This window comes from Buttiauxella noackiae, assembly GCF_000737905.1.
GTDB lineage: Bacteria > Pseudomonadota > Gammaproteobacteria > Enterobacterales > Enterobacteriaceae > Buttiauxella > Buttiauxella noackiae.
The window spans coordinates 184,429-207,900 of the sequence record NZ_JPRU01000002.1; the positions used below are offsets into that span (position 1 = coordinate 184,429).

At 49.0% G+C, this 23,472-nt stretch carries 17 protein-coding genes and 4 tRNA genes; 9 read left to right on the forward strand and 12 right to left on the reverse strand.

Translation table 11 applies throughout. The features are described 5' to 3' along the window. Positions 1-8: 8 nt before the first annotated feature. Positions 9-845, reverse strand: coding sequence for a 5-dehydro-4-deoxy-D-glucuronate isomerase (kduI, locus tag IX31_RS09350; protein ID WP_034457521.1), 837 nt, complete (start codon positions 843-845; stop codon positions 9-11). A 407-nt stretch (positions 846-1,252) separates the two neighbouring features. Here kduI and kdgT point away from each other — a divergent pair, with 407 nt between their 5' ends. Further along, positions 1,253-2,245, forward strand: coding sequence for a 2-keto-3-deoxygluconate transporter (gene kdgT, locus IX31_RS09355; RefSeq protein ID WP_034457523.1), 993 nt, complete (start codon positions 1,253-1,255; stop codon positions 2,243-2,245). 51 nt (positions 2,246-2,296) lie between these two features. Here the strand turns inward: kdgT and IX31_RS09360 are convergent, their stop codons facing one another. Then, positions 2,297-3,481, reverse strand: a complete 1,185-nt coding sequence (locus tag IX31_RS09360; RefSeq protein WP_034457524.1) for an aminotransferase-like domain-containing protein — start codon at positions 3,479-3,481, stop codon at positions 2,297-2,299. Positions 3,482-3,667: 186 nt separating this feature from the next. On the opposite strand from IX31_RS09360, the gene xni reads away from it, so the two are divergent. Further along, positions 3,668-4,438 (forward strand): flap endonuclease Xni, encoded by a 771-nt coding sequence (gene xni, locus IX31_RS09365; protein ID WP_034459931.1) that lies wholly within the window; start codon positions 3,668-3,670, stop codon positions 4,436-4,438. Between the two features lie 40 nt (positions 4,439-4,478). Here xni and rlmM read toward each other — a convergent pair whose 3' ends face one another. The 4 genes from rlmM to IX31_RS09385 all read right to left on the reverse strand — a co-directional run bounded on the left by rlmM (position 4,479) and on the right by IX31_RS09385 (position 7,530). Next, positions 4,479-5,579 (reverse strand): 23S rRNA (cytidine(2498)-2'-O)-methyltransferase RlmM, encoded by a 1,101-nt coding sequence (rlmM, locus tag IX31_RS09370; protein ID WP_034457525.1) that lies wholly within the window; start codon positions 5,577-5,579, stop codon positions 4,479-4,481. After that, positions 5,572-5,967: a DUF423 domain-containing protein gene (locus IX31_RS09375; protein ID WP_034457526.1), complete on the reverse strand. Its 396-nt coding sequence runs from the start codon at positions 5,965-5,967 to the stop codon at positions 5,572-5,574. Before IX31_RS09375 ends, rlmM begins: the two co-directional genes overlap by 8 nt. A gap of 49 nt (positions 5,968-6,016) precedes the next feature. Beyond that, on the reverse strand, positions 6,017-6,934 hold the full coding sequence (gene gcvA, locus IX31_RS09380; RefSeq protein WP_034457527.1) for a glycine cleavage system transcriptional regulator GcvA: 918 nt from the start codon (positions 6,932-6,934) through the stop codon (positions 6,017-6,019). 368 nt (positions 6,935-7,302) lie between these two features. Then, positions 7,303-7,530 carry a YgdI/YgdR family lipoprotein gene (locus tag IX31_RS09385; RefSeq protein ID WP_034457528.1) on the reverse strand — a complete coding sequence of 76 codons (228 nt, stop codon included), beginning with the start codon at positions 7,528-7,530 and terminating at the stop codon, positions 7,303-7,305. A 192-nt stretch (positions 7,531-7,722) separates the two neighbouring features. Here IX31_RS09385 and csdA point away from each other — a divergent pair, with 192 nt between their 5' ends. Beyond that, entirely contained in the window at positions 7,723-8,928 is a 1,206-nt protein-coding gene (gene csdA / locus IX31_RS09390) for a cysteine desulfurase CsdA (RefSeq protein ID WP_034457529.1), read from the forward strand. Continuing rightward, on the forward strand, positions 8,929-9,369 hold the full coding sequence (gene csdE / locus IX31_RS09395) for a cysteine desulfurase sulfur acceptor subunit CsdE (protein ID WP_034457530.1): 441 nt from the start codon (positions 8,929-8,931) through the stop codon (positions 9,367-9,369). On the opposite strand, the gene tcdA is transcribed toward csdE, so the two are convergent. Next, entirely contained in the window at positions 9,360-10,169 is an 810-nt protein-coding gene (tcdA, locus tag IX31_RS09400) for a tRNA cyclic N6-threonylcarbamoyladenosine(37) synthase TcdA (RefSeq protein WP_034457531.1), read from the reverse strand. The two genes, csdE and tcdA, sit on opposite strands and share 10 nt — an antisense overlap. An 81-nt stretch (positions 10,170-10,250) precedes the next feature. After that, positions 10,251-11,351: a murein transglycosylase A gene (gene mltA / locus IX31_RS09405; RefSeq protein ID WP_034457532.1), complete on the reverse strand. Its 1,101-nt coding sequence runs from the start codon at positions 11,349-11,351 to the stop codon at positions 10,251-10,253. Positions 11,352-11,583: 232 nt separating this feature from the next. On the opposite strand from mltA, the gene IX31_RS09410 reads away from it, so the two are divergent. From IX31_RS09410 to IX31_RS09425, 4 genes are all read left to right on the forward strand, one after another. Continuing rightward, positions 11,584-11,660: transfer RNA gene (locus IX31_RS09410), tRNA-Met, on the forward strand. A gap of 64 nt (positions 11,661-11,724) precedes the next feature. After that, positions 11,725-11,801, forward strand: a tRNA-Met gene (locus IX31_RS09415). A 62-nt stretch (positions 11,802-11,863) separates the two neighbouring features. Next, positions 11,864-11,940, forward strand: a tRNA-Met gene (locus IX31_RS09420). A gap of 62 nt (positions 11,941-12,002) precedes the next feature. Continuing rightward, positions 12,003-12,079, forward strand: a tRNA-Met gene (locus IX31_RS09425). Positions 12,080-12,197: 118 nt separating this feature from the next. Here the strand turns inward: IX31_RS09425 and amiC are convergent. After that, positions 12,198-13,454 carry an N-acetylmuramoyl-L-alanine amidase AmiC gene (amiC, locus tag IX31_RS09430; RefSeq protein WP_034457533.1) on the reverse strand — a complete coding sequence of 419 codons (1,257 nt, stop codon included), beginning with the start codon at positions 13,452-13,454 and terminating at the stop codon, positions 12,198-12,200. A 235-nt stretch (positions 13,455-13,689) separates the two neighbouring features. Between amiC and argA the strand changes: the two genes are divergently transcribed. Further along, complete coding sequence (argA, locus tag IX31_RS09435; RefSeq protein ID WP_034457534.1) at positions 13,690-15,021, forward strand: amino-acid N-acetyltransferase; 1,332 nt, start codon at positions 13,690-13,692, stop codon at positions 15,019-15,021. A 24-nt stretch (positions 15,022-15,045) separates the two neighbouring features. Here argA and recD read toward each other — a convergent pair whose 3' ends face one another. Genes recD through ptrA form a run of 3 tightly spaced genes read right to left on the reverse strand, consistent with a single transcriptional unit; the run spans position 15,046 to position 23,353 of the window. Further along, positions 15,046-16,881: an exodeoxyribonuclease V subunit alpha gene (gene recD, locus IX31_RS09440; RefSeq protein ID WP_034457535.1), complete on the reverse strand. Its 1,836-nt coding sequence runs from the start codon at positions 16,879-16,881 to the stop codon at positions 15,046-15,048. Then, a complete protein-coding gene (gene recB, locus IX31_RS09445) occupies positions 16,878-20,420 on the reverse strand; it encodes an exodeoxyribonuclease V subunit beta (RefSeq protein ID WP_034457536.1) in 3,543 nt (1,180 codons plus the stop codon). Before recB ends, recD begins: the two co-directional genes overlap by 4 nt. 44 nt (positions 20,421-20,464) lie before the next feature. Next, positions 20,465-23,353: a pitrilysin gene (ptrA, locus tag IX31_RS09450; RefSeq protein WP_034457537.1), complete on the reverse strand. Its 2,889-nt coding sequence runs from the start codon at positions 23,351-23,353 to the stop codon at positions 20,465-20,467. Between the last annotated feature and the right edge of the window lie 119 nt (positions 23,354-23,472).

Consider the following 23,472-nt stretch of genomic DNA (forward strand, 5'->3'; position numbering starts at 1 on the left):
TCATCCACTCAGCGCAAATCACCCACTTTCACGTGGTCCATATCATCAAACACCTGGTTCTCGCCAACCATACCCCAGATAAAGGTATACGCACGCGTACCCACACCTGAGTGAATTGACCAGCTTGGTGAGATCACTGCTTGCTCGTTCTGCATCACAATGTGACGAGTTTCTTGAGGCTGGCCCATCATGTGGAATACGCAGCTATCCTGCTCAAGTCCGAAGTAGAAATAGACTTCCATACGACGCTCATGAGTATGGCAAGGCATAGTGTTCCACAGGTTGCCTGGTTCCAGTTGGGTCAGACCCATGCTCAGTTGGCAGGTTTCCAGTACATCCGGAACGAAGTACTTATTGATGGTACGACGGTTGCTGGTAACGCTGTCGCCCAGAGTAACCGGAGAAACATCCGCAGGCGTTACGCGCTTGGTTGGGTAAGTAGTATGAGCCGGTGCGCAGTTATAGTAGAAGCGCGCTGGGTTTGCCGGGTCAATGCTTGCAAACACCACTTCTTTAGCACCTTTACCAACATACAGACCATCACGAGAGCCAATTTCGTAGCAAGTTCCATCGACAGTAATTGTGCCCTGCCCGCCGATGTTAATCACCCCCAGTTCACGACGCTCCAGGAAGTAGCTCACGCCTAACTGTTTACCTACTTCACCGCCAACGCTCACAGTGCGAGTTACTGGCATGACACCACCAACAATGATGCGGTCAATGTGGCTGTAAGTCATGGTGTACTCATCGGCGGTAAAAATAGTTTCAATCAGAAACTCTTTACGCAGACCGGCAGTATCCAGCGTTTTTGCATGATCACTATGAATGCTTTGACGAATATCCATTATTTTCCCTTACTGGAATAAGAGGCGGAAATAAAATCACGCCCGTTACTATTAATAATAATTTAGCAATTAAAATATAGTTGTTCACAGAAACCCTACATTTAACTGCACCACATAGACAGTTTATCACCAGAATAAATAAATAATGTGATCCAAATTGAAATATTGTTTCAATTTGATTGAAGTGCAGTTCCGATCGGTAGATAGTTTATCTCACGACGCGTTACCTGGCAGATTAGCCGAGGTAATTAGCTCAATAAGATTTATGAAACTGCCATTAAGAGCAAATAGCATCTCTGACCCAACATACTCATTAATCAGGGAAAACAAACGGTTTTCGCCGCTAACTGTTAAGTCATTTTTTCATTAACACGCTGTAATTAATGAAAAAATCATAAGGAATTACCATGAAGATCAAAGCTACTATTGAACGCATTCCTGGTGGGATGATGTTGGTTCCATTGATACTTGGAGCTATTTTAAATACTTTCGCTCCAGATACTGGTGCCTATTTTGGTTCATTTACTAAAGGGATGATAAGCGGCACTGTTCCAATTCTGGCGGTCTGGTTCTTCTGTATTGGTGCCTCAATTGATCTTCGTGCTACAGGTACGGTTCTGCGTAAATCTGGCACCCTGGTACTGACCAAAATTGCCGTTGCCTGGGTTGTGGCAATGATTGCCGCTTCCTTTATTCCTGAAGGCGGTATTCAGACCGGAATGTTTGCAGGTTTGTCCGTTCTGGCCCTCGTTTCTGCGATGGACATGACCAACGGTGGCCTGTATGCGAGCCTGATGAATCAGTACGGTACTAAAGAAGAGTCAGGTGCATTTGTCCTGATGTCTCTGGAATCTGGCCCACTGATGACAATGGTGATTCTGGGTTCCGCAGGTCTGGCTTCATTTGAACCTCACCACTTTATCGGTGCCGTACTGCCATTCCTGATTGGTTTTGCTTTGGGTAACCTTGACCACGATTTCCGTGCTTTCTTTAGTAAAGCAACGCCTGTCCTGATTCCGTTCTTCGGCTTTGCGTTGGGTAACACCATCAACCTGGGCGTGATTATGGACACCGGTCTGCTGGGTATCATGCTGGGTGTTGCGGTTATCGTTGTTACTGGTATTCCTTTGATTCTTGCCGATAAATACATCGGTGGCGGTAACGGTACAGCGGGTATTGCAGCATCTTCCGCAGCAGGGGCTGCTGTAGCAAACCCGGTTATCATTGCACAAATCAATCCGGCATTTGAGCCAGTAGCCGCATCAGCAACAGCTCTGGTTGCAGCAAGTGTGATTGTGACAGCAATTCTGGTGCCAATTATTACCGCGCTGTATTCAAGGCGTATGGGCGGCAAAGTCGTAAAAGCTAAAAAGGCTGAAGCCGTCGAAATGACGCATTAATTTCAGAATGCTTTAATAAAAAATGGAGCCTTTCGGCTCCATTTTTTTATCTTACAGCGCAGATTTAAGTCGCTGAACTGCCTCGTAAAGCTGCTCTTCAGTGGCCGTGGCGTAAGAGAAACGTAGCGTTTTCTTATCAGCATTATCACTAAAGAAGAACTCACCAGGTACATACACGACTCCTTTTTCCAGGGTCTGTTGTAACCAACGAGTGGTGTCAAATTCATAGCGGAAAGCGGCCCACAAGAACATCCCACCCTGCGGCTGATTGAAGGTAATGTGCTCACCGAGTTCCTGTTGTAAAAACGTAGACAAACTCAGGCACTTCTTCTTATACGCTTCACGAATAAGCTCGATTTGCGGGTTCAGGCGCTCAAGTGTGAGATACGCCGACACCAGCGATTGCGTAAAGGAATTAGCATGCAAATCTGTAGCTTGTTTAATGATGGCCACTTTTTGCTTCATCCACTCGGGCAAAACAATCCAACCTACACGCAGACCCGGTGCCAGAATCTTAGAAAACGTTGAGGTATACACGACGTTATCTCTGCTACCGCGTTCAGTAGCCACTTGCAGCAAGGTTTTTTCACGAGCTTCAGAGAAGCTAATCGCCCCATACGGATCGTCTTCAACGATGACAAAATGGTGTTCTTCTGCCAGCTTGACCAGTTTTTCACGGCGACTGGCACTGAGTGTTGTGCCACTTGGGTTGCCAAATGTCGGAACGATGTAGACGCCTTTAATACGCGTTGTTTTCAGCAATTCTTCCAGTTCATCGACGATCATACCGTGCTCGTCGCTGCCCACTGATTTCACATTGGCTTCATTGAGGCTGAGGATTTGCAGCGTCGCCAGGTAAGTCGGGCGCTCAACAACAAACACATCACCCGGATTCACCAGCGCACGCATCAGCAAATCCAATGCTTGCTGCGAACCAGAAGTGATCAGGAGTTGATCCGCAGTAGTGGTAATGCCACGTTCCTGGCAAAGCCCAACGAGTTGATGACGTAGTTCAACATTGCCTTCAGTCAAACCATATTGGAAAGCATCGTTAAAATTCTCAGCGACCACTTTTTGAGTCGCTATACCTAACCCTTCGGTATCAAACAATTCGCTGGAAGGAATGCCACCAGCAAGAGAAATCACGCCTGGCATTTTGCTGTGCTTCAATAATTCTCTGATTGCTGAGGGTTGTAGAGCCTGAATACGATGTGCGAGGTGTGAACTATTACTCATGTTGTTGTCTCTAATTTTTCTATTCGCTTAAAATATACATAGCAACCTAATTAGTTAGCAATGTATTTTCAGATCAATAAGTACGACTTTTATTGCGAGCCGCTTTCCTGATTACGCTTCCCGAATTCGCGGTCACTCTACAGAAATGTTAGTGTGTACAAAGCAAATATCGAAAGCGAAATATCCATGATGATTCATTTACTTATCGTTGACGCCCTGAACCTGATACGTCGTATCCATGCGGTCCAGGGGTCCCCCTGCGTTGAAACTTGTCTGCATGCCCTTGATGCGCTGATAACACACAGTCAACCTACACATGCTGTTGCCGTGTTTGACGACGAAGACCGCCGTGAAGGTTGGCGACATCAGGTCTTGCCAGACTATAAAGCGGGGCGCGCACCAATGCCAGATACCTTGCATCAAGAAATGCCACTCTTACGGGAAGCTTTCGCTAAAAGAGGTGTAGCTTGTTGGCATTCCCAGGGAAATGAAGCAGATGACCTGGCGGCAACTCTTGCAGTAAAAGTCGCAGCCGGTGGGCATCGAGCCACCATCGTTTCGACCGATAAAGGTTTTTGCCAACTGTTAGCGCCCACTATTCAAATTCGTGATTATTTTCAAAAGCGCTGGTTGGATGCGCCTTTTATTGCGCAGGAATATGGCGTTCAGCCTGAACAGTTGGCTGATTTCTGGGGACTTGCAGGGATAAGCAGCAGCAAAATTTCCGGCGTTCCGGGCATTGGGCCGAAAAGTGCCACGCAGTTAATCAATCAATTTTCCACACTGGAAGCGCTGTACGAAAGGTTGGATGAAGTGCCAGAAAAATGGCGCAAGAAATTAGAGCAGCATAGGGAAGTTGCGTTTATTAGCCGCCAGGTTGCAAAGCTACAGACGGATTTGGTGCTTGATGGGAATTTGCAGCAGTTACGTTTGCCGAATGGAACACCCTCACCATAGCCCTCTCTATGAGGAGAGGGTTGGGATGAGGGGCGAATTATTATCTTTCGTCGCGACGACCACCGACAGCCGCCCACATACGGCGCACATGCACGGTCACTTCTTCACGGTCGTGATATAACTGGCGAGCCTGAATTTCAGCACTGATACCATGTTCTGCCAGTTTTTCATGAATCAATGCCAGGTTTTGCGACACTTCTTCATAACGTTTCTTCATTGGCAGCTTAAGGTTGAAAATGGTTTCACGGCACCAGCCATTAACCAGCCACGTTGCCATCAGACTCGCTACTTTCGCCGGTTTCTCAACCATGTCACAGACCATCCAGGAGATGTTGTTGCGGCTTGGCTTGTATTTGAAACCGTCTTCCTGCAACCAGGTCACCTGCCCTGTGTCCATCAGGCTTTGCGCCATTGGGCCGTTGTCGACTGAACAAACCCACATGTTGCGTTGCGTTAATTGGTAAGTCCAACCGCCTGGACAGGCTCCGAGGTCAACGGCATGCATCCCGTTTGCCAGACGCTCATCCCACTCATCAGCCGGAATAAAAGTATGGAAAGCCTCTTCCAGTTTCAGCGTTGAACGGCTTGGCGCCTCAGAAGGCAATTTCAGACGTTGGATGCCCATATAGAAAGGCGAGTTGTTATTGCTATAGGAATAGCCGGTATAGCAACAGCCGGGCGCGATAAAAAACACATGCACTACCGGGCGTTTTGGCGTTTCGTAATTGGTAAGAACCCCTGCTTCACGCAGGCTTGCACGCAGTGGCACCGTCAGCTTACGGCAGAACTTCATCAACTCTTTGCTTTCATTAGTGTCAGCAACTTCAACGCGAAGATCGCCGCCTTTTTCTACGACACCTGTCAGCATTCCGGTGATTGGCGTAATACGATCGTCAGTTGGAAGATCTTTGAGCAGTTCACCGGCAACAAACATCTGACGAGCAAAGATCAAATCTTTAAATGGCAGCTCACGCGCAAGCTTATCGGCATCATCTTGCTGATAACATTCGTAAATAACATAACCGCTGTTTTCTTTAACACGAGCAAAACCAAAAATGTCGCGTTGACTGGCTTTATCGGTAATCTCTGCCGCACACTCTTTCTCAAAACCTTGTCGGCAATACAAAATAACTTTATTCATGGCTTACGCCCCTACGTTTCAGGCGCATTGCACCAATCAACATCAATATCCAACCGGCCAGAAAACTGATTCCACCGACGGGGGTAACAAACGCCCAAAGGCGTAAATGAGACAGCGCCAGACAATAAAGGCTGCCGCTAAATAGAACTGTACCGAGCGCCATAAATACGCTGCTCCAGTAAAACCAAATGCTGATCCGGCGCTGCATAGCGACCGCCAGACCAAAAATGGCTAATGTGTGAAACGCCTGATATTCAAGGCCGGTTTGAATCCAGCCCATCTCCACAACACCAAGCGTTTTGCTCAAAACGTGAGCCCCGAAGGCTCCGAGAGCAACAAAGACAAAACCGCTAATTGCGGTAAAAATCAGCATGAAACGGCTGGTCATGGTGTAACCCTAAATTAAGGCGTAGCGGCCTGGCTACGCGATGGTTTGCTTATTGATCGTAGCGAAAACGGAATTTTTCTTGTTCGCTCGCAGTTTTCGCCAGAATCCACTGCCTGAAGGCCGCTATTTTACCCAGTTCTGCCTGGCTGTCATGACAAACAAGATAAAACGCGTTTTTACTCACCAGAACATCATTAAATGGGCAAACTAAGCGACCCGCTTCAAGCTCGGATTGCGCCATAACATTATTCGCCAATGCAATGCCTTGCCCATGAATTGCAGCCTGTAACACCATCGCACTGTGGCTGAAGATGGGGCCCTGCTGCACATTAATATGGCTTACGCCTAATTGGCGAGTATAGGTCTGCCAGTCTCGACGAGAAGCATCATGCAGCAAAGTATGATGGGCTAAATCTTCAGGGGTTTTAATTGGTTTATCGCCCGTTAACAGCAAAGGCGAGCAGACCGGCAGCAAATATTCTGCATAAAGCTTTTCCACTCGCAAACCTGGCCAGTTTCCACGCCCGTAAAAAATCGCGACGTCGACATCATCAGAAAGTTTATCTTCCTGGCGGTCAACAGCCTGGATTCGTACGTCGATTCCCGGATAAGCTGTATTAAAGCTAGTTAGGCGTGGCACAAGCCAGTGAATGGCAAAACTTGGCAGTAAACTGACCGTTAACGCACCTTTAGCGCTTCGCGCCTGAAGCTTACGCGTAGCTTCTGTCAGCTGCGAAAATATCTCTTTGATGTCCAGATAGTAACTCTGCCCCTCTTCGGTCAGCAACAAAGAGCGGTTGCGACGGCGGAACAGCTTAAGGCCCAGAAAATCCTCCAGAGACTTAATCTGGTGGCTCACGGCGGCCTGTGTCACGAATAACTCATCAGCCGCTTTAGTAAAACTCAGGTGGCGAGCAGCGGCGTCAAATACACGTAAGGCATTTAAAGGTGGCAAACGCTTGGACATAGTTGATTGGCTTAAATGTTAAAGTCTATTAACAAACAGGTGAACTTAGTTAACCTATTAGTTTTTTTTATCTGAGCCATTATAAATTGTCCGTTGAGGATGCACCAGCAAATACCTATAGTGGCGTCACTTCCTGAGCCGGAACGAAAAGTTATCTGAAATGCGTGTTTCGGAGGGCTTTTGGCTTACGGTTGTGATGTTGTGTTGTTGTGTTTGCAATTGGTCTGGCATTCCAGACCCCGGTAGCTAAGCTACCCCTTTTTCACTTCCTGTACATTTACCCTGTCTGTCCATAGTGATTAATGTAGCACCGCAAATTGCGGTGCTTTTTTTTGCCTGTACTTTGCGCGATAGTCTGAGCAAAAAGGTTACTGATCCAGTTCAACCATCTCTTTCACATCCGTACGGTTAATCTGCTGCTTATTACCGTTGGCATCTTTATAAGAAATCATCCCGGTTTCATCATCAGTTTTCGGTTTGCCATCGGACACGATGGTACGGCCATCGTTGGTGTGCATCACGTAATTCGGGCTGGAACATCCTGAAAGACCAAAAGCCATAACACCAACAAATACTGCTGCGGCTGCCTTGTTCATATTCTTCTCCTTAGTAGCGTTTAATGCTGATTAACACTAAAAAATAAAGTAGGTGAAATACTCACCTAACATTAATTAGCATAACTCTCTTTCGTGAGCTTGCCAGTTTTGCAGATTATTCCGAAGGTCATTGATCCCTTGTGTGATTAAAGCAAATGCGCCACGATCTACGGATTGGATACGAGGAAAATCATGAAAACTTTTAATCCTGCCCAGTTTCGCAGCCAGTTTCCGGCACTGGCAGATGCGGGTGTCTATCTCGACAGCGCTGCAACCACACTTAAACCTCTCGCCGTTATTGAAGCGACTCAACAGTTTTATAGCCTCAGTGCCGGTAATGTTCACCGCAGCCAATTTGCAGCGGCACAGCGTCTTACAGAACGCTATGAGGCAGCTCGCGACAGCGTAGCGACTCTACTCAACGCGCCTTCAGGCAAAGATATCGTCTGGACTCGTGGCACCACTGAAGCAATCAACCTGGTAGCACAGTGCTATGCACGCTCTCGCCTGCAACCTGGTGACGAAATTATTGTTAGCGAAGCCGAACACCACGCTAACTTTGTGCCGTGGTTAATGGTCGCGGAGCAAACTGGTGCAAAAGTCATTAAGCTGTCGCTGGGCAAAGATTACCTCGCTGATTTAAGCAAACTGCCAGAATTGCTGAGCGAGCAGACTAAAATTCTGGCATTAGGCCAGATGTCTAATGTTACGGGTGGCTGCCCGGATCTGGTTAAAGCCATCACTGCCGCTCATGCAGCAGGCGCGGTTGTAATGGTCGATGGGGCGCAAGGCATAGTGCATTGCCCACCTGACGTACAAGCATTAGATATCGATTTTTATGCTTTCTCCGCCCATAAGCTTTACGGCCCAACCGGCATCGGCGCGCTCTACGGCAAAAGCGAACTGCTGGAAGAAATGTCTCCTTGGCTTGGCGGCGGCAAAATGATTACTCACGTCTCGTTTGAAGGTTTTAAAACGCAGCCGGTACCGTATCGCTTTGAAGCAGGCACGCCAAATGTAGCGGGAGTTATCGGCTTGAGTGCTGCTCTTGAGTGGTTGGAAAGCGTTGATTTGCAGGAGGCTGAAGCATATAGCCGAGGCCTTGCGACTCTCGCTGAAGCGCAGTTGGCTAAACGCCCAGGTTTTCGCAGTTTTCGCTGCCAGGATTCAAGCCTGCTGGCGTTCGATTTCACCGGCGTTCACCACAACGATATGGTCACGTTATTGGCTGAAGCGGGTATTTCCCTGCGTGCCGGTCAACATTGTGCACAGCCGCTGCTCGCCGCATTAGGGGTGAGCGGGACACTACGCGCCTCTTTTGCACCATACAATACGCAAAGCGATGTGGATGCGCTGGTCAAAGCCATCGACAATGCACTGGAAATTTTGGTGGATTAAATGACAAGTGGATTCCTGGCCGGTCACCCTTTCGGCACCTCAATCACCGCTGACAACCTACGAGCCACATTCGCTCCATTGCAGCAATGGGAAGATAAATACCGCCAGCTGATCCTGCTAGGGAAACAGCTTCCAGCACTCCCGGCTGATTTAAAGTGCGAAAATATCGAGATTGCAGGCTGTGAAAACCGCGTCTGGTTGGGTCACAACCTTCAGGCAGATGGCACTCTGCATTTCTATGGGGATAGCGAAGGGCGAATCGTTCGGGGCTTGCTGGCGGTGTTGCTCACCGCAGTTGAAGGGAAAACAGCGGAACAACTGCTCAATGAAGATCCGCTCGCCCTGTTTGATGATTTAGGGTTACGTAATCAGCTAAGTGCTTCACGTAGCAGCGGGCTTGCGGCATTAGCGCAAGCCGTACGTGTTGCGGCTCAGGCCTGATTACGCGCAGCTTTCGCCATCATTTTCTTTAAAACATGGGACACCGCCACGAAGCCAAAACTGGCGGTGACCATGGTTGCCGCACCAAAACCGGATGCACAATCCATACGTTTCGGGCCATCAGCGGTGCTTTTCATGGCGCACACGGAACCGTCAGCCTGCGGGTAAACCAGCGCTTCGGTGGAAAACACGCAATCCACACCCAGCTTCCCTTTGCTGTTCTTCACTACACCAAAATCACTTTTTAATCTTTCACGCAGTTTTGCTGCCAGCGGATCCTGAATCGTTTTTGCCAGATCGGTAACCTGGATCTGCGTTGGATCGATTTGCCCACCCGCACCACCAGTGGTCACCAATGGTATCTTGTAGCGACGACAATAGGCTATCAAGGCGGCTTTAGGGCGCACACTGTCAATAGCATCAATCACATAGTTAAAGCCTAGGTTGAGCAATTGCTCGGTGTTTTCGGCAGTAATAAAGTCATCCACCACTGTCACACGGCATTCCGGGTTAATTTCGCGAATACGTGCGGCCATCACTTCAGCCTTGGACTGCCCTACTGTAGCTCGCAAAGCGTGAATCTGACGGTTAGTGTTCGTCACACAAACATCGTCCATATCGATAAGCGTAATTGCACCAATTCCAGTACGAGCCAGTGCTTCTGCGGCCCATGAGCCCACGCCGCCAATGCCAATTACGCAGACATGTGCATCGGCAAACAGTTGCAAGGCATCGCGGCCATACAAACGAGCAGTACCACCAAAGCGTTGCAGCCAGGCATCGGTCAAAACTACAGACATTACGTTATCCTCGGAAAATCTTTGCGGGTGTTATTGCAGATACAGATGACGGGCTGATTATACAGCCCGTCTGCGGGAAGATTAACCCGTGAATACACTGTTGGTCGTGCCCGGAGCATTTTTCAGCACCCACACGCGACCATAGTGGTTATACCAACCCGCACGGTGACCGGCATCAGCCCCAATCCCCTGGTAGATATCAAAGTGCTGCCCTTTAATCGCACCGCCAACATCCAGCGCCACCATGACACGCAACTCATACTGGCCATTAAATTTACCGTTGTTATCCAGTAAAGGGACTTCAGCAAGAATGGTAGTGCCCGCAGGAATAATAGAACGATCAGATGCGACAGATGCACGACCAATTAACGGCACGGCACTCGCCCCTTTAACTGGAGCGAAACTTGCTGGTTTGAAGAAGACAAAAGATGGGTTCTGCTCGAGCAATTCCTGCACTTGCGCCGGGCTGTGAGTTTCACCCCAGTGGCGAATTGCCTGCATAGACATATCTTCTTTCTTTACTTCACCCCGGTCGATAAGCACCTTGCCGATACTGCGGTAGGCATGGCCGTTTTTACCTGAATAGCCAAAGAAGGTTAATGGCTGCCCATCGCCGAAATCGATATAGCCGCTGCCCTGTACGTCCATAATGAAGTTATCCATTAAGGAGTTGCTGTAAGCAATAATGTAGCTGTCATTGAGTGCGCCACGGTAGATCTCAGCGCGAGAAGGTAAACGTCCACGTTTTGGCGGCATACGGTAGATAGGATACTGGAACTCGCCCTGGCGGGTATAACGCGCTTGCACCACGGGCGTGTAGTAACCAGTGAACTGTACGTTACCGTAGTTATCTGCACCTTCCATCTGCCAGGCATCGATGCCGTACTGGCTCAGCTTGCTGGTGTCTCCACCGGCACGTAACCACTGCTGCACGGCACCGTAAACATCACTCTTGCTATTATAGAGGCGAGGAGACGCAGAACGGATCTGGTTAACTTGTTCAGCAAAGTCGCCACCATTAATGGGTGCACCCACCGCATCAGGCCGGTTTACGAGCGAAAAAGGCTGAGAAAATTTCCCATCCTTATATTGCTGGCCTTTATCTGTCGGTTTTGAGGAACAACCTGCCAGAATGGCAACCATTACCCCAGTTACAATGTACTTCGTCCAACGTCCTATCATTACTTCCCCGCCCTGTTAATAATTTGCGCTATACCCGGGATACTTCTAGATGCAGCCACGGGAAGATAGCAAACACCATGCAAGAATTAAACGTGTTGGACCCCACACAGACCAGATGTGTTCACTATCTGTACTTAAAGTAAATTATTATCAGCTACATGTGACAAATCGGGCATTTATTAAAAAAAAGGTTGCATCAAAAGCCGGGCAGAGTATAGTGCGCTTCCACGGACGCGGGGTGGAGCAGCCTGGTAGCTCGTCGGGCTCATAACCCGAAGGTCGTCAGTTCAAATCTGGCCCCCGCAACCAATTAAAAAAGTCGCTGAAAGTAGCGCGGTGGTGAAAGCCATTAGTAGTAAATTAGTTATACGGACGCGGGGTGGAGCAGCCTGGTAGCTCGTCGGGCTCATAACCCGAAGGTCGTCAGTTCAAATCTGGCCCCCGCAACCAACTAAAAAGTCGCTGAATTTAGCGCTGTGGTGAAAACCATTAGTAGTAAAGAAGTTTACGGACGCGGGGTGGAGCAGCCTGGTAGCTCGTCGGGCTCATAACCCGAAGGTCGTCAGTTCAAATCTGGCCCCCGCAACCAACTAAGTCGCTGAGTTTTCGCGCAATGATGAAAATCATTTGGGTACTAAAGAAGTTTACGGACGCGGGGTGGAGCAGCCTGGTAGCTCGTCGGGCTCATAACCCGAAGGTCGTCAGTTCAAATCTGGCCCCCGCAACCAACATTAAAGCACCTTTATAGGTGCTTTTTTTGTATCTGAAATCCACTCATGACTCTCCAGCCCTCTCAATAATTGCGTAACGCAGCCAACATAGCTGCGCTCAAATTATAACGGGGGATTATCCGCGTCTTGCCAATCGCGCACTATCTGCAAAATACGCTTTTATCCCCGCCAGAATAGACTCGGCAACTTCCTGTTGGAAAGTAGCCGTACGCAACTTGCGCTCTTCCTCAACGTTACTAAGAAACGCAGTCTCCACCAGAATGGATGGAATATCCGGCGCTTTCAGAACCGCAAACCCTGCCTGGTCGACGCTATTTTTATGCAGCTTATTCACCTGCCCCAGGCGAGTCAGCACTTCTTTACCGAATTTAAGACTGTCGTTGATGGTTAACGACTGCACCATATCGAACATCGTATGGTCGAGATATCTGTCGCCACTCTTACTCACCCCACCGATTAAGTCGGCGGCATTCTGTGTTTGGGCGAGGAATTTTGCGGCGGTACTGGTCGCACCTTTGGTTGAGAGCGCAAAGACAGAAGAACCACGCGCAGCGCCGGAGGTAAATGCATCCGCATGAATAGAAACAAAAAGATCGGCGCGTTGCTTCTGCGCTTTCGCTACCCTGACTTTTAACGGGATAAACACATCCTCGTTGCGGGTCATGTAGGCTTTCATATTCGCTTCTTTATCAATCAGCGCTTTCAGGCGGCGAGCAATTTTCAGCACAATGTCTTTCTCGCGCGTCTTATTCGGCCCGATAGCACCAGGGTCTTCCCCGCCGTGGCCGGGATCCAGCATGATAACAATCGGTCGGTCGCGCCCGGCTTTACCCGGCTGTGGCCCTTGTTCTGGCGACGGCGGTTTGTCTTTATCCAGCTTGCCGTTGTTGTAATCTTCCAGCAATGCCAACAGCGGATCTTGCTCACTATTCATATTTGCCGGATACAAATCCATCACCAAGCGCTCTTTAAATTCAGCTACCGGGGCAAGTCCAAACAGATGTGGTGTGACGTTCTGTTTAAGCTCAAACACCATGCGTACGGTTTGCGGGTCAAACTGCCCGACACGCGCAGATTTGATGAAAGGATCGTCAGCACGAATTTGGCTACCGATTCCTTTTAATACTGAATTTAAATTCACACCTTCGATGTCGACAACGACACGATCAGGGTTACTCAGAGCGAACTGCTTATATTTAAGCTCCTTGTTCGATTCCAGCGTGACACGAGTGTAAGACGAAGCGGGCCAGACACGCACCGCAACGACCAGGCTTGAGGCAGCAAAGCCAACCTGGCTAACACTTAGCAGCCACATAGCACCTGCTCCCTTAAGCAAGCGGCGCCGACTTATTAATAGACTGGAATCAGACATAGCTCTCCTGAGCGGTGTATTTCCGGGAATCAAATATTCAGTTTTATTTTTTTGAGCCGAAAACTTTAACGAAACAGGCACGGACTGTCACTCATTAAAGGGTAAACATTCGCAATCAAGCACCTGGCAGGTTAAATGTAGAAATATCCGCTTTGTGGAAATTGTCTCTTGCACCGAAGGCAATAAAAGAATAAAAATACAGAAATTACGAATAATCATGCAATGAGGTCTGGCCGTGGTGAAGGAACGTAGAACCGAACTGGTACAGGGATTCCGCCATTCTGTTCCCTATATAAATGCCCATCGGGGAAAAACGTTTGTCATTATGCTTGGCGGCGAAGCCATCGAACACGAGAACTTCTCCAGTATCGTTAATGATATTGGGCTACTCCACAGCCTGGGGATTCGTCTGGTGGTGGTGTATGGCGCCCGTCCACAGATTGATGCCAATTTGGCTTCGCATAATCATGAGCCTATCTACCACAAACACACGCGTGTTACCGATGCAAAAACGCTGGAGCTGGTAAAACAGGCGGCCGGTCTACTGCAACTGGATATTACCGCACGTTTATCCATGAGCCTTGGGAATACGCCATTACAAGGCGCACACATCAATGTGGTCAGCGGCAACTTTATTATTGCGCAACCATTGGGTGTGGATGATGGCGTGGATTATTGCCATAGCGGGCGCGTGCGTCGTATCGACGAAGAGGCCATTCACCGTCAGCTTGATAACGGTGCGATTGTTTTGATGGGGCCGGTTGCGGTTTCTGTCACAGGTGAAAGCTTCAATCTCACATCTGAAGAGATTGCCACGCAGCTGGCCGTCAAACTGAAAGCCGAAAAAATGATTGGCTTCTGCTCTTCTCAGGGTGTTATTGACGACAACGGCAATATCGTTTCCGAACTCTTCCCGAACGATGCGCAAAAACGCATTGAAGAGCTGGAAGCAGCCAGCGATTACCATTCTGGCACCGTACGTTTCTTACGCGGAGCGGTGAAAGCCTGCCGTAGCGGTGTACGTCGTAGCCATTTGATCAGTTATCAGGAAGATGGCGCGTTACTACAAGAGCTATTCTCACGCGACGGTATCGGTACGCAAATTGTTATGGAGAGCGCTGAGCAAATTCGTCGCGCCACCATTAACGATATTGGCGGTATTCTGGAGTTGATTCGCCCTCTCGAACAGCAAGGGATTCTGGTGCGTCGCTCGCGTGAGCAACTGGAAATGGAGATCGACAAATTCACTATTATCCAGCGCGACAATCTGACTATCGCCTGTGCAGCGCTCTATCCATTCCAGGAAGAAGGGATTGGAGAGATGGCCTGCGTAGCCGTTCACCCGGACTATCGTAGTTCGTCACGCGGTGAGGTGTTGCTACAACGCATTGCCACACAGGCCCGTCAAATGGGTCTGAGCAAGTTGTTCGTGCTGACAACTCGTAGCATTCATTGGTTCCAGGAACGTGGCTTTATGCCGGTCGATGTTGAACTGCTGCCAGAAAGTAAAAAAGAGATGTACAACTATCAACGCCGTTCGAAAGTGCTGATGGCAGATTTAGCGTAACCCATAAGCTAGCCCTTTTAAGGGCTAGCTAAAACTCTCCATTAATCCACTGCGTCTTTCCGTCTTCGTCACAATTGCCTTTTCCAGCACCCGATCATCGGCATACAAAGATAGCCTGTTTCGAGCACGAGTAATCGCGGTATAGACCAGTTCACGCGTCACCACAGCGGTATACTGATTTGGCAAAACCAGTGCGGCATGATCAAATTCCGAACCCTGAGATTTATGCACCGTCATAGCATAGGCGGTCTCATGCCCCGGTAAACGGCTCGGCTGCACTGATTTTATCGTGCCATCTGGCATCGGGAACCAGACGCGCAGCCCCTCGCCTGTGTCTAACGCGATACCAATGTCACCATTGAATAAGCCTAACGAGCTGTCGTTACGCGAAATCATAATTGGTCTGCCGTTGTACCATCTTGAAGCAGCCTGATTTGGCCGCTCAATGAGCCTTTTTTGAATCAGCGCAAGTTCGATTCTGTTATTCAGGCCGCTGACGCCAAACGGGCCATCACGCAATGCACATAACAACTGATAACGCCCGAAAGCGTCAATAATAGCTGCAGGCTCTGCGTGATTGCGTATTAACTCCAGATAGGGCCGATACCCATCCACTGCATCAGCAATCATTAATGCGTAGTCTTCAGTTTCGCGCAAAGGCTGCTTTGTGATATCGCCAAAACCTTTAGCAAACACTGCTTTAGCCTGTTTCACATCGCTTGCATTGACGGCATAGGCCAGTTGCCCAATCCCTGACTGGCTATCAAAACGGTAGCTTTTTTGCAGTAGACAAAGCCCATCACGCAACACACTAGCTTCGGTTCCTTCACCGGTCGACAGTGAGTAACCTGTCAGTCGACTTAATTCGGCCGCACGAACTGGAGAATATCCGTGTGTAACATAGTGGCAAATATCCCCGAGCACTGCCCCCGCTTCCACCGATGCCAGTTGATCACGGTCGCCTAAGAAAATGATCCGCGCATGCGTTGGCAACGCATGAATCAGTTTCGCCATCATTGGCAAATCCACCATCGAGGCCTCATCCACCACCAGCACATCAAGATGCAATGGGTTCCCTGCGTGATAGCGCAGACGTTGGCTGTTAGGTTGTGCACCCAATAAGCGGTGCAAGGTACAAGCATCGCTCGGCAACGAGGCTTTTTGCGCATCATTCAGCGGCAAACGCCGTAGAGCTGAACCTAAGGATTCGGTTAAACGTGCAGCAGCCTTACCCGTTGGAGCCGCCAGTTGGATACGCAAAGGTTTTGCGTCAAACAGCTGAACAAGTGCTGCGAGCAATTTAGCCACCGTAGTGGTCTTCCCCGTTCCTGGCCCACCAGAAATCACTGAAATGCGTCGTGTCAGTGCCACGGCCGCAGCAACCTTTTGCCAGTCGATATCGGCTGTTGGTTCAAAGAGTTGATTTAGTACACGGATAATCTGCGTTTCATCAAGTGGGATTGCGCAGTTCTCTTCACCAAAAAATCGCGCGACAGACTGTTCGTTTTGCCACATTCGGTTAAGGTACAACCGCTCGCCAATCAATTTCAGCGGTGTCGCCCCTTCATGCTCACTTACCGCATCAGACGCCAGTAGCACCTCGTGCCAGTTGGCTTTGGTATCAACCATAGCGAAAAGTTGCTCAGCAAAATCAGGTTGCCGCCCGGCAAAACAGAACTCCGGTTTTAAGCGAGAAACTGGGATACACACATGGCCTTCACCTGCATCGTGACTGACAAGTGCCGCTGCCAGCATGGCTGCGGGCTGCTCGTCACTGGCAATCATCATGGCGAATTGCGTATCCAATGCGCGCAACAATTTTTGCTCGACCGCCTGCTGTAACAACTCAGACATTTTCATGGCATAACCTCGTCCGTTTGCCCGGCAAACAATGCGTCCATCTGATCAATTAATTGCACAGAAGGGCGTGTTGTAAATATTCCCTGTGACGAGCCATTGCTTTCAACACCGCGTAAAAACAGATAAATAACACCACCAAAATGCTTTTGGTAATCGTAATCAGGCATACGGTGGCGCAAATAGCGATGCAGTGCCAACGTGTATAACTGATATTGCAGGTCATAACGATGGGATTGCATCGCACCCATCATTGCTTCCTGGGTATAGGCACTACTGTCTTCACCCAGCCAGTTGGATTTGTAATCCAGCAGGTAGTAACGCCCTTGCCAGCGGAAAACCAGGTCGATAAACCCTTTCAGCATGCCACGCACCTGTTTGAAGTTTAACGGTGGGCAACCTGCCGATAATGAGTCATGTTCACGTACCAACCTATCCAAATGTGCAGCCTGCAAATCACTTTCGATGGGTAGATAGAACTCCAGTTCGACCTGTTTTTCCTGAGGAGATAATTGGTTGAGTGAGACGCCAGAATCATTCAACGGGGCCTGTAAAATTGCCTGCAACCATTCGCTGACAATCGGCTGCCACTCTTCAGCAAAACCTTGCTCTGTGAGTTGCTTTGCAACCCACGCATCGTCAATCGGCTGAGTAAAATCAATGCCTTCGAATAAGCTATGCAAAAATGTGCCCGGCCCTGCCCCACGCGGGAAGGTGTGTGGAGTTAGTGATGGCTCACTTTGCACAGGCATTACACCTGCAGCATCCACATCTAATCGAGGCAATAGTTCCAGCACCTGGCTACTGCCATGCTGCTGCAAACCGGAATAACTGGTTACACGCCAGTTATCAGCAACCTGTCTTTTCATCACTCTGGCACTCAGTTCCGGGAGTGCGGCACTAACGGGCTGCCACGGCGTGTAGTCTTCCGAGTGAGGTTCTTCGACATTAATCGACTCACTGACCAGTTCCTGCAAGCATGCCTGTAAACCGGCAGCATCTTTCGCTTCACCTTTTTGCAGAAGATAGCCCAGCGCACCGAGATGCAGATCGCTGTTCCCCTTTTTAGCGCGATTCCCCTTAAACAATGGGGCGACACCAAGACTGCAATGCCAGATAGAGCGCGTCAAAGCGACGTACAGCAAACGTAAATCCTCTGCCAGACGCTCTTCTTCCGCAAGACTAAGGCTTTCCTCATCGTCGCTTAAATCCAGCAACGGCGAGAATGTTGAACGATCGTGGTACAGGCCACTGTTTTGCGCTCGGTAGTTGGCAATGAATGGCAACCAGACCAACGGATACTCAAGCCCTTTTGATTTATGGATAGTGACAACCTGAACCAAATGCCTGTCACTTTCGAGACGTAATTGTTGGCTAAACGCGTTGCTGTCAGGTTCAGCGACCTGTTGCGCCAACCATCGAACCAGAGCATGTTCACTGTCAGTTTGCGCGGCTTCTTCTTGTAGCAACTCGCTGATATGCAGAATGTCGGTAAGACGCCTTTCACCTCCCGGCGTTGCCAACAAGTTTTCAGCGACCTGGCGATACGCAATAAGCGCCCGCAACATAGGCATTACGCCCCGGCGCAGCCAAATTTGTCTATATTCTGAGAACTCTTCAACCAACTGATCCCAGGCATTTTCATCGTTATTTAGCGCCTCAATCATTTGGGCATCAAGGCCAAACATACTGGTCGCAACCGCACTTCTCAGAGCTGTTTCAATTTCAGGAGCAAGTACAGCCTGCAAGATCCACAAAATCTCGCGCGCTTCAGGCGTTGCAAAAACCGAGTCACGATTTGAAAGGTAAACAGAGGGGATATTTAGCGCGCTCAAAGCTTCCCGAACAATTGAAGCTTCACCGCGACTACGAACCAAAATGGTGATGTCTGATGACTGTACCGGGCGAGATACCTCACCTTTCCACAATAGAGCCTCACCGCGCTGCCCGGCACTCAGCCAGTCGCGAATCTGCTGCGCGCACTGCATGGCCATGATTTGTTGGTAATCACTCACACCACAACCATCACCCGACGGTATCCAGAGTGACATCGCCGCCTGGTTCTTCCCTTTCATTGTAAAACGCAGGCCGCAGTTCTTCTCCGCGGCTTTCACCGCCATAAACGGAATTTGCTCGAATAAGAAGGGATTATCCAGTTGTTGGAACAGCGTATTTACGCTGCTTATCATTGCAGGCGATGAGCGCCAGTTAGTATCCAACGTGTAGTGGGCACTTACCTCATGACGAGCTTTCATATAGGTAAAAATATCTGCCCCGCGGAAAGCATAAATGGCTTGTTTTGGGTCACCGATAAGCAACAGCGCCGTTTCGGGCTGATTGATATATAAGCGCCGAAAAATGCGATATTGCTGAGGGTCGGTATCCTGGAACTCATCAATCATCGCTGCCGGGAAACGGGCACGAATGGCGGCTGCCAGGGCATCACCACCCGGCTTATGCAGAGCTTCATCAAGACGAGTCAGCATATCGTCAAACCCGAGTTCGCCACGACGAAGCTTTTCCTGCTGAACGGTATAGCGGATTTCTGCCATAGCACGAGCGATAACTAAATCACGTAGTGTTAGCGGCTCACCCAATAAATCGTTAATCGCTCTGAAAACAGGATGCTGCGGCGGTTGGCCTTCTTTGGTTTTCTCATCAAGCATTGACTGAGAGAAACGCTCCAGTTGGTCAGGCAATTTATAAGTTGTGGTTTCCGTCTGCGCCCATGTGCCAACAATGTTCAGCCAGTTAGGTAGATTTTTGCTGCTGTAACTACGGCGGTCTATTTTCGCCACACTCAGGAGCTGCGCAATTTCATCCGCGCAAGCGCACCATTGTGCTTTCACATCTTCAATAGCGTTAATTATTTTCTGATGGCGTGCGAGAAGCGTTTCATCATCGGCTGGTGGCTGTTTCAGAACCGGTTGTTCACCTTGCAACCAGCTGTTTATGTCTCTGAGAAGTTCTTCCGGGCCGGCCCACTCCTCAGCCATTACCTGCGCGACCGGTTTAGGAAGCGGGTAACAATGGCGACGCCAGAAATCAGCACAGGCATTACGGCGCAACCGCGATTCATCTTCAATGAGTTGTTGCTCAAACAACATGCCTGATTCGAAGGCATTCAGGCTGAGCATTCGCTGGCAAAAACCATGGATAGTGAAAATAGCCGCTTCGTCCATTTGCTGTTCTGCAAGGCGCAAAACCTGAGCAGCCTGATGAAGATCTGGAATTTCAGCCAGCAGACTTTGGAACAGTGGGTTGTCAGTACGATTACGTACACAGGCGATGCGCAACTCATGAATATTGGCGCGAATACGGCCGCGGAGCTCTTCGGTAGCAGCCTGAGTGAAGGTAACGACCAATAATTCTTCAACTGACAGTGGCCGGGGATGGGCGCTTTGCCCACCCAGGCCAAGTAGCAAACGCAAATAGAGTGCCGCAATGGTAAATGTCTTTCCGGTACCGGCAGAGGCTTCAATCAGCCGCTCCCCCGTCAGAGGTAAACTTAGGGGGTCAAGCGGCTGAGTGATTCCGGTCATTATTATACCCATTGTCTTTCAAGTTGCAGGTGCCGTGGCCGCCATTACTTAGCGTCTACAAGCGGCAATGATTGCTGCAGAGAGCTGACCTCCTTCCAGGTTTTCCAGCCTTTCGGAGTGGCATAATCTGACTTGCCATTGTGGCTACCAGAAACTTGCGACAGTACAGCTATTCCCTGTGGTTCAATCACTGCCTGATGGAAGAAATCAGCCAGTTTTTGCGGCGTCAGTTTTTTAATTTCGGCGACTACTTTATCACGCGAATCAAAATCCAGGTTTCCGCGATCGAAATCTTTGCTCAGTTGTGAAGCCTCCTGAGACAAGGTTTGCGGTGCCTGCATAATTTCACTGATCATTCCCTGCTGCATTTGAGCAAAATCTTCAGCGCTCATCTCACGCAACTTCTTTTCAGCCGTTGGGTAAAACGCTTTAAAACGCTGGTACAAGTAGGCTGGTTGCTTATCGTTACTTTGCAGTAAGAAACCAATCCCCCACTGGCGGCCAACTGACATCGGGAATGCAAACACGGCATAACCCAACTGTTCCTGGGTACGCAACTGATTGTAGAACCAAGGCTGAATGATTTGCCCCAGCATAGAGCTGTAAGCAGTACTTACCGTTTCATCGAAACCTTTCGGTACATAAACTGCGGCCAGCGCCGAATCTGTGCTGCCACCTGTTTTTTCAAACATCGCCAAATGTTTGCTATCCACAAGCACGTCTTTATTGCGACACCACTCATTACCTTTGGTAGCGAGCTGGTTTTGTACATTATGTGCAAGCTCTTTTGCCTGACCAGCAGACATATTGCCCAGCACTAAAAACTCAGGTTTAGCATTAGTTTTTAAAACTTCCCGGTAATCAAGCACGTCTTTTATCGTCAGATCAGGCAACAACGCACGGCGTGTTTCACGCTGGAAGTACGGCACCTGCGATACCATCTGCACCGGCATAATCGCCTGATCGTAAGCTTTGCCTTTATCTGCCGAATCCATCATTTGGGCATACCATGACTTTGCCTGATCCAACTGCTCTTGAGTCGGTGTATAGGAGAAATAGCCTTTTAGCAGTGCTTCAAAAAGTTGTGGCAAACGTTGGGTGTAACCGTTGGCATTAACCATCAAACCACTATTGGCATTTGTAGAGAAGCCAATACCGCCAATGGAAGCCTGGTTGCTTAACTCGTCCAGAGCGATTCCTGCCAGATAGTCATTCAGAGCAAACAAGACCTGGTTTTTCGCGCTATCCATCGCCTGCGGGTTACGCAGCACCATAGTCACGTCAGCTTTTGGTTCACTGGCAAAATAGTGGCTTGGCATATACAACACACGCAAACCTGGTTCTTTTACCAGTAACTCAGGGTGAGCATAGGTTTTATCTGGTTTAACTAACGTAAAGTCATCCGGGATGTACGGGTTCAATTGCGGCAATGTCAGTTTGATTGCTGCCGCTTTTTTCTGCCAGGTATCGAAGAGTTGTGGTGTGATTTTATCGACCTGATAAGGCGCTTCGACAAAATAAGCCGTTTTATTATGTGGCTCTTTCGGGCTGATATACCAGACACGTGCATTTTGCGGCGTCATCATATCCAGGCGCGCTTTAATAGCCGCTGGATCGTATTGATCGGCGATATTGACAGCATCAAGTGTGTGCTCGACAGGCACGCGCAGCATGGTGTCTGCTAACCATTCTACGTAATCCATATCTCGGGTTATGGATGGATAACGGAAGTCGAGATCGAGAACATGGGCAAGTTCGTCGAAATAACTTTTATCGACACCATTCTCACGCAGTTTATTTAAGTAACTGAAAATAGCCGCAACCACTTCATCACGCTGCGCAAGACCTTTATCAGTCAACGATACGGAGATTGCGAACACGCCACTGTTGCCGTTAACTAACGGGTCGGAATCGGCACGGATGCTATCTGCCAACCCCTGCTTTTGCAGCCAGTCAGAAAGCGTATTGTTGCTACGATTGCCAATCAAATAGCCAATTAATTCATCTGTTTTGCTGCGGAATTTATCGCTGTTATTGTCGATACGGAATTCAACACGCACCACTTTGCGAGGCAATGCGGGTACATAATGAATGACGATTCCTTTTTGCGCATCAGTGACAACCGGCACATCAATAACAGGCCGTTCAATATTTTTATTCGGCACTCGGCCATATGTTTCCACAGCAATTTTTGCCAGTTCTGGCAATGGTTTATTACTGTAAATAACGGCCTTCATCAGGTTCGCAGAATAATATTTATCACGGAAAGCGACCAGAGCATCCAGCAGCTTGCTTCCTGGTTTGTCGCGCAGAGTTTCAAGATTACCGCCAGAAAAACGCGAACCTGGATGTGCAGGATTGATAGTTTCAGCACTAACTTGCGCCATACGCATACCATCACGGGAGCGAGCTAAGGTCAGCTCTGCATTAACCGCATTACGTTCACGTTCAGCGTATTCTGGCGCGAGATTCGGCTCAGCGATAGCATCAGACAAACGGTCAACCGCCCCTTCCAGCGCATCGTTTTCCACTTCGAGATAAAACGCAGTGCGGTAAGTTGCAGTGCTGGCGTTATGGCTGCCACCATGCTTTTTGAGAAACTCTGAGAGGCTATCCGGCTCCGGATACTTTTTGGAGCCCATCAGCGTCATATGTTCAAGATAGTGAGCCAAGCCAAGATGGTCGTTAGGATCCTCTAAAGAACCAACGGGAACAACCAACGCAGACAATGACTTAACAGCTTGCGAATCAGAAACCAGCAGGACTGTCATACCATTATCAAGACGTATAGCCTGATATTGACGGTTGTCTTTCTCACTTTTGCGGATAGTTTCCTGGATAGGTTGCCAACCCGTGTCTGCCTGACTTAATGGTGCCCAAAGGGCAACTAACAACAAGAAAAGCGGTTTTAACCAGGTGCTGCATTTAGGCATTCACGAACCTCATAATCACGAAACTTCCTAACTCACTCATCATTAACAACTTTTAAAAACAATCTGTTATTTTAGTTGTTTATTTTTTCGCCAACCCTGAGCAAGTAGCGCATCATAGA

Bases quoted from the DNA above. Each gene is read 5' to 3' on its own strand.
- IX31_RS09375 (WP_034457526.1), bottom strand. From the start codon at position 5,967: ATGACCAGCCGTTTCATGCTGATTTTTACCGCAATTAGCGGTTTTGTC.
- IX31_RS09385 (WP_034457528.1), bottom strand. From the start codon at position 7,530: ATGAACAAGGCAGCCGCAGCAGTATTTGTTGGTGTTATGGCTTTTGGT.
- csdA (WP_034457529.1), top strand. From the start codon at position 7,723: ATGAAAACTTTTAATCCTGCCCAGTTTCGCAGCCAGTTTCCGGCACTG.
- kduI (WP_034457521.1), bottom strand. From the start codon at position 845: ATGGATATTCGTCAAAGCATTCATAGTGATCATGCAAAAACGCTGGAT.
- mltA (WP_034457532.1), bottom strand. From the start codon at position 11,351: ATGATAGGACGTTGGACGAAGTACATTGTAACTGGGGTAATGGTTGCC.
- recD (WP_034457535.1), bottom strand. From the start codon at position 16,881: ATGAAAATGTCTGAGTTGTTACAGCAGGCGGTCGAGCAAAAATTGTTG.
- csdE (WP_034457530.1), top strand. From the start codon at position 8,929: ATGACAAGTGGATTCCTGGCCGGTCACCCTTTCGGCACCTCAATCACC.
- gcvA (WP_034457527.1), bottom strand. From the start codon at position 6,934: ATGTCCAAGCGTTTGCCACCTTTAAATGCCTTACGTGTATTTGACGCC.
- ptrA (WP_034457537.1), bottom strand. From the start codon at position 23,353: ATGCCTAAATGCAGCACCTGGTTAAAACCGCTTTTCTTGTTGTTAGTT.
- amiC (WP_034457533.1), bottom strand. From the start codon at position 13,454: ATGTCTGATTCCAGTCTATTAATAAGTCGGCGCCGCTTGCTTAAGGGA.
- rlmM (WP_034457525.1), bottom strand. From the start codon at position 5,579: ATGAATAAAGTTATTTTGTATTGCCGACAAGGTTTTGAGAAAGAGTGT.
- tcdA (WP_034457531.1), bottom strand. From the start codon at position 10,169: ATGTCTGTAGTTTTGACCGATGCCTGGCTGCAACGCTTTGGTGGTACT.
- IX31_RS09360 (WP_034457524.1), bottom strand. From the start codon at position 3,481: ATGAGTAATAGTTCACACCTCGCACATCGTATTCAGGCTCTACAACCC.
- recB (WP_034457536.1), bottom strand. From the start codon at position 20,420: ATGACCGGAATCACTCAGCCGCTTGACCCCCTAAGTTTACCTCTGACG.
- kdgT (WP_034457523.1), top strand. From the start codon at position 1,253: ATGAAGATCAAAGCTACTATTGAACGCATTCCTGGTGGGATGATGTTG.
- xni (WP_034459931.1), top strand. From the start codon at position 3,668: ATGATGATTCATTTACTTATCGTTGACGCCCTGAACCTGATACGTCGT.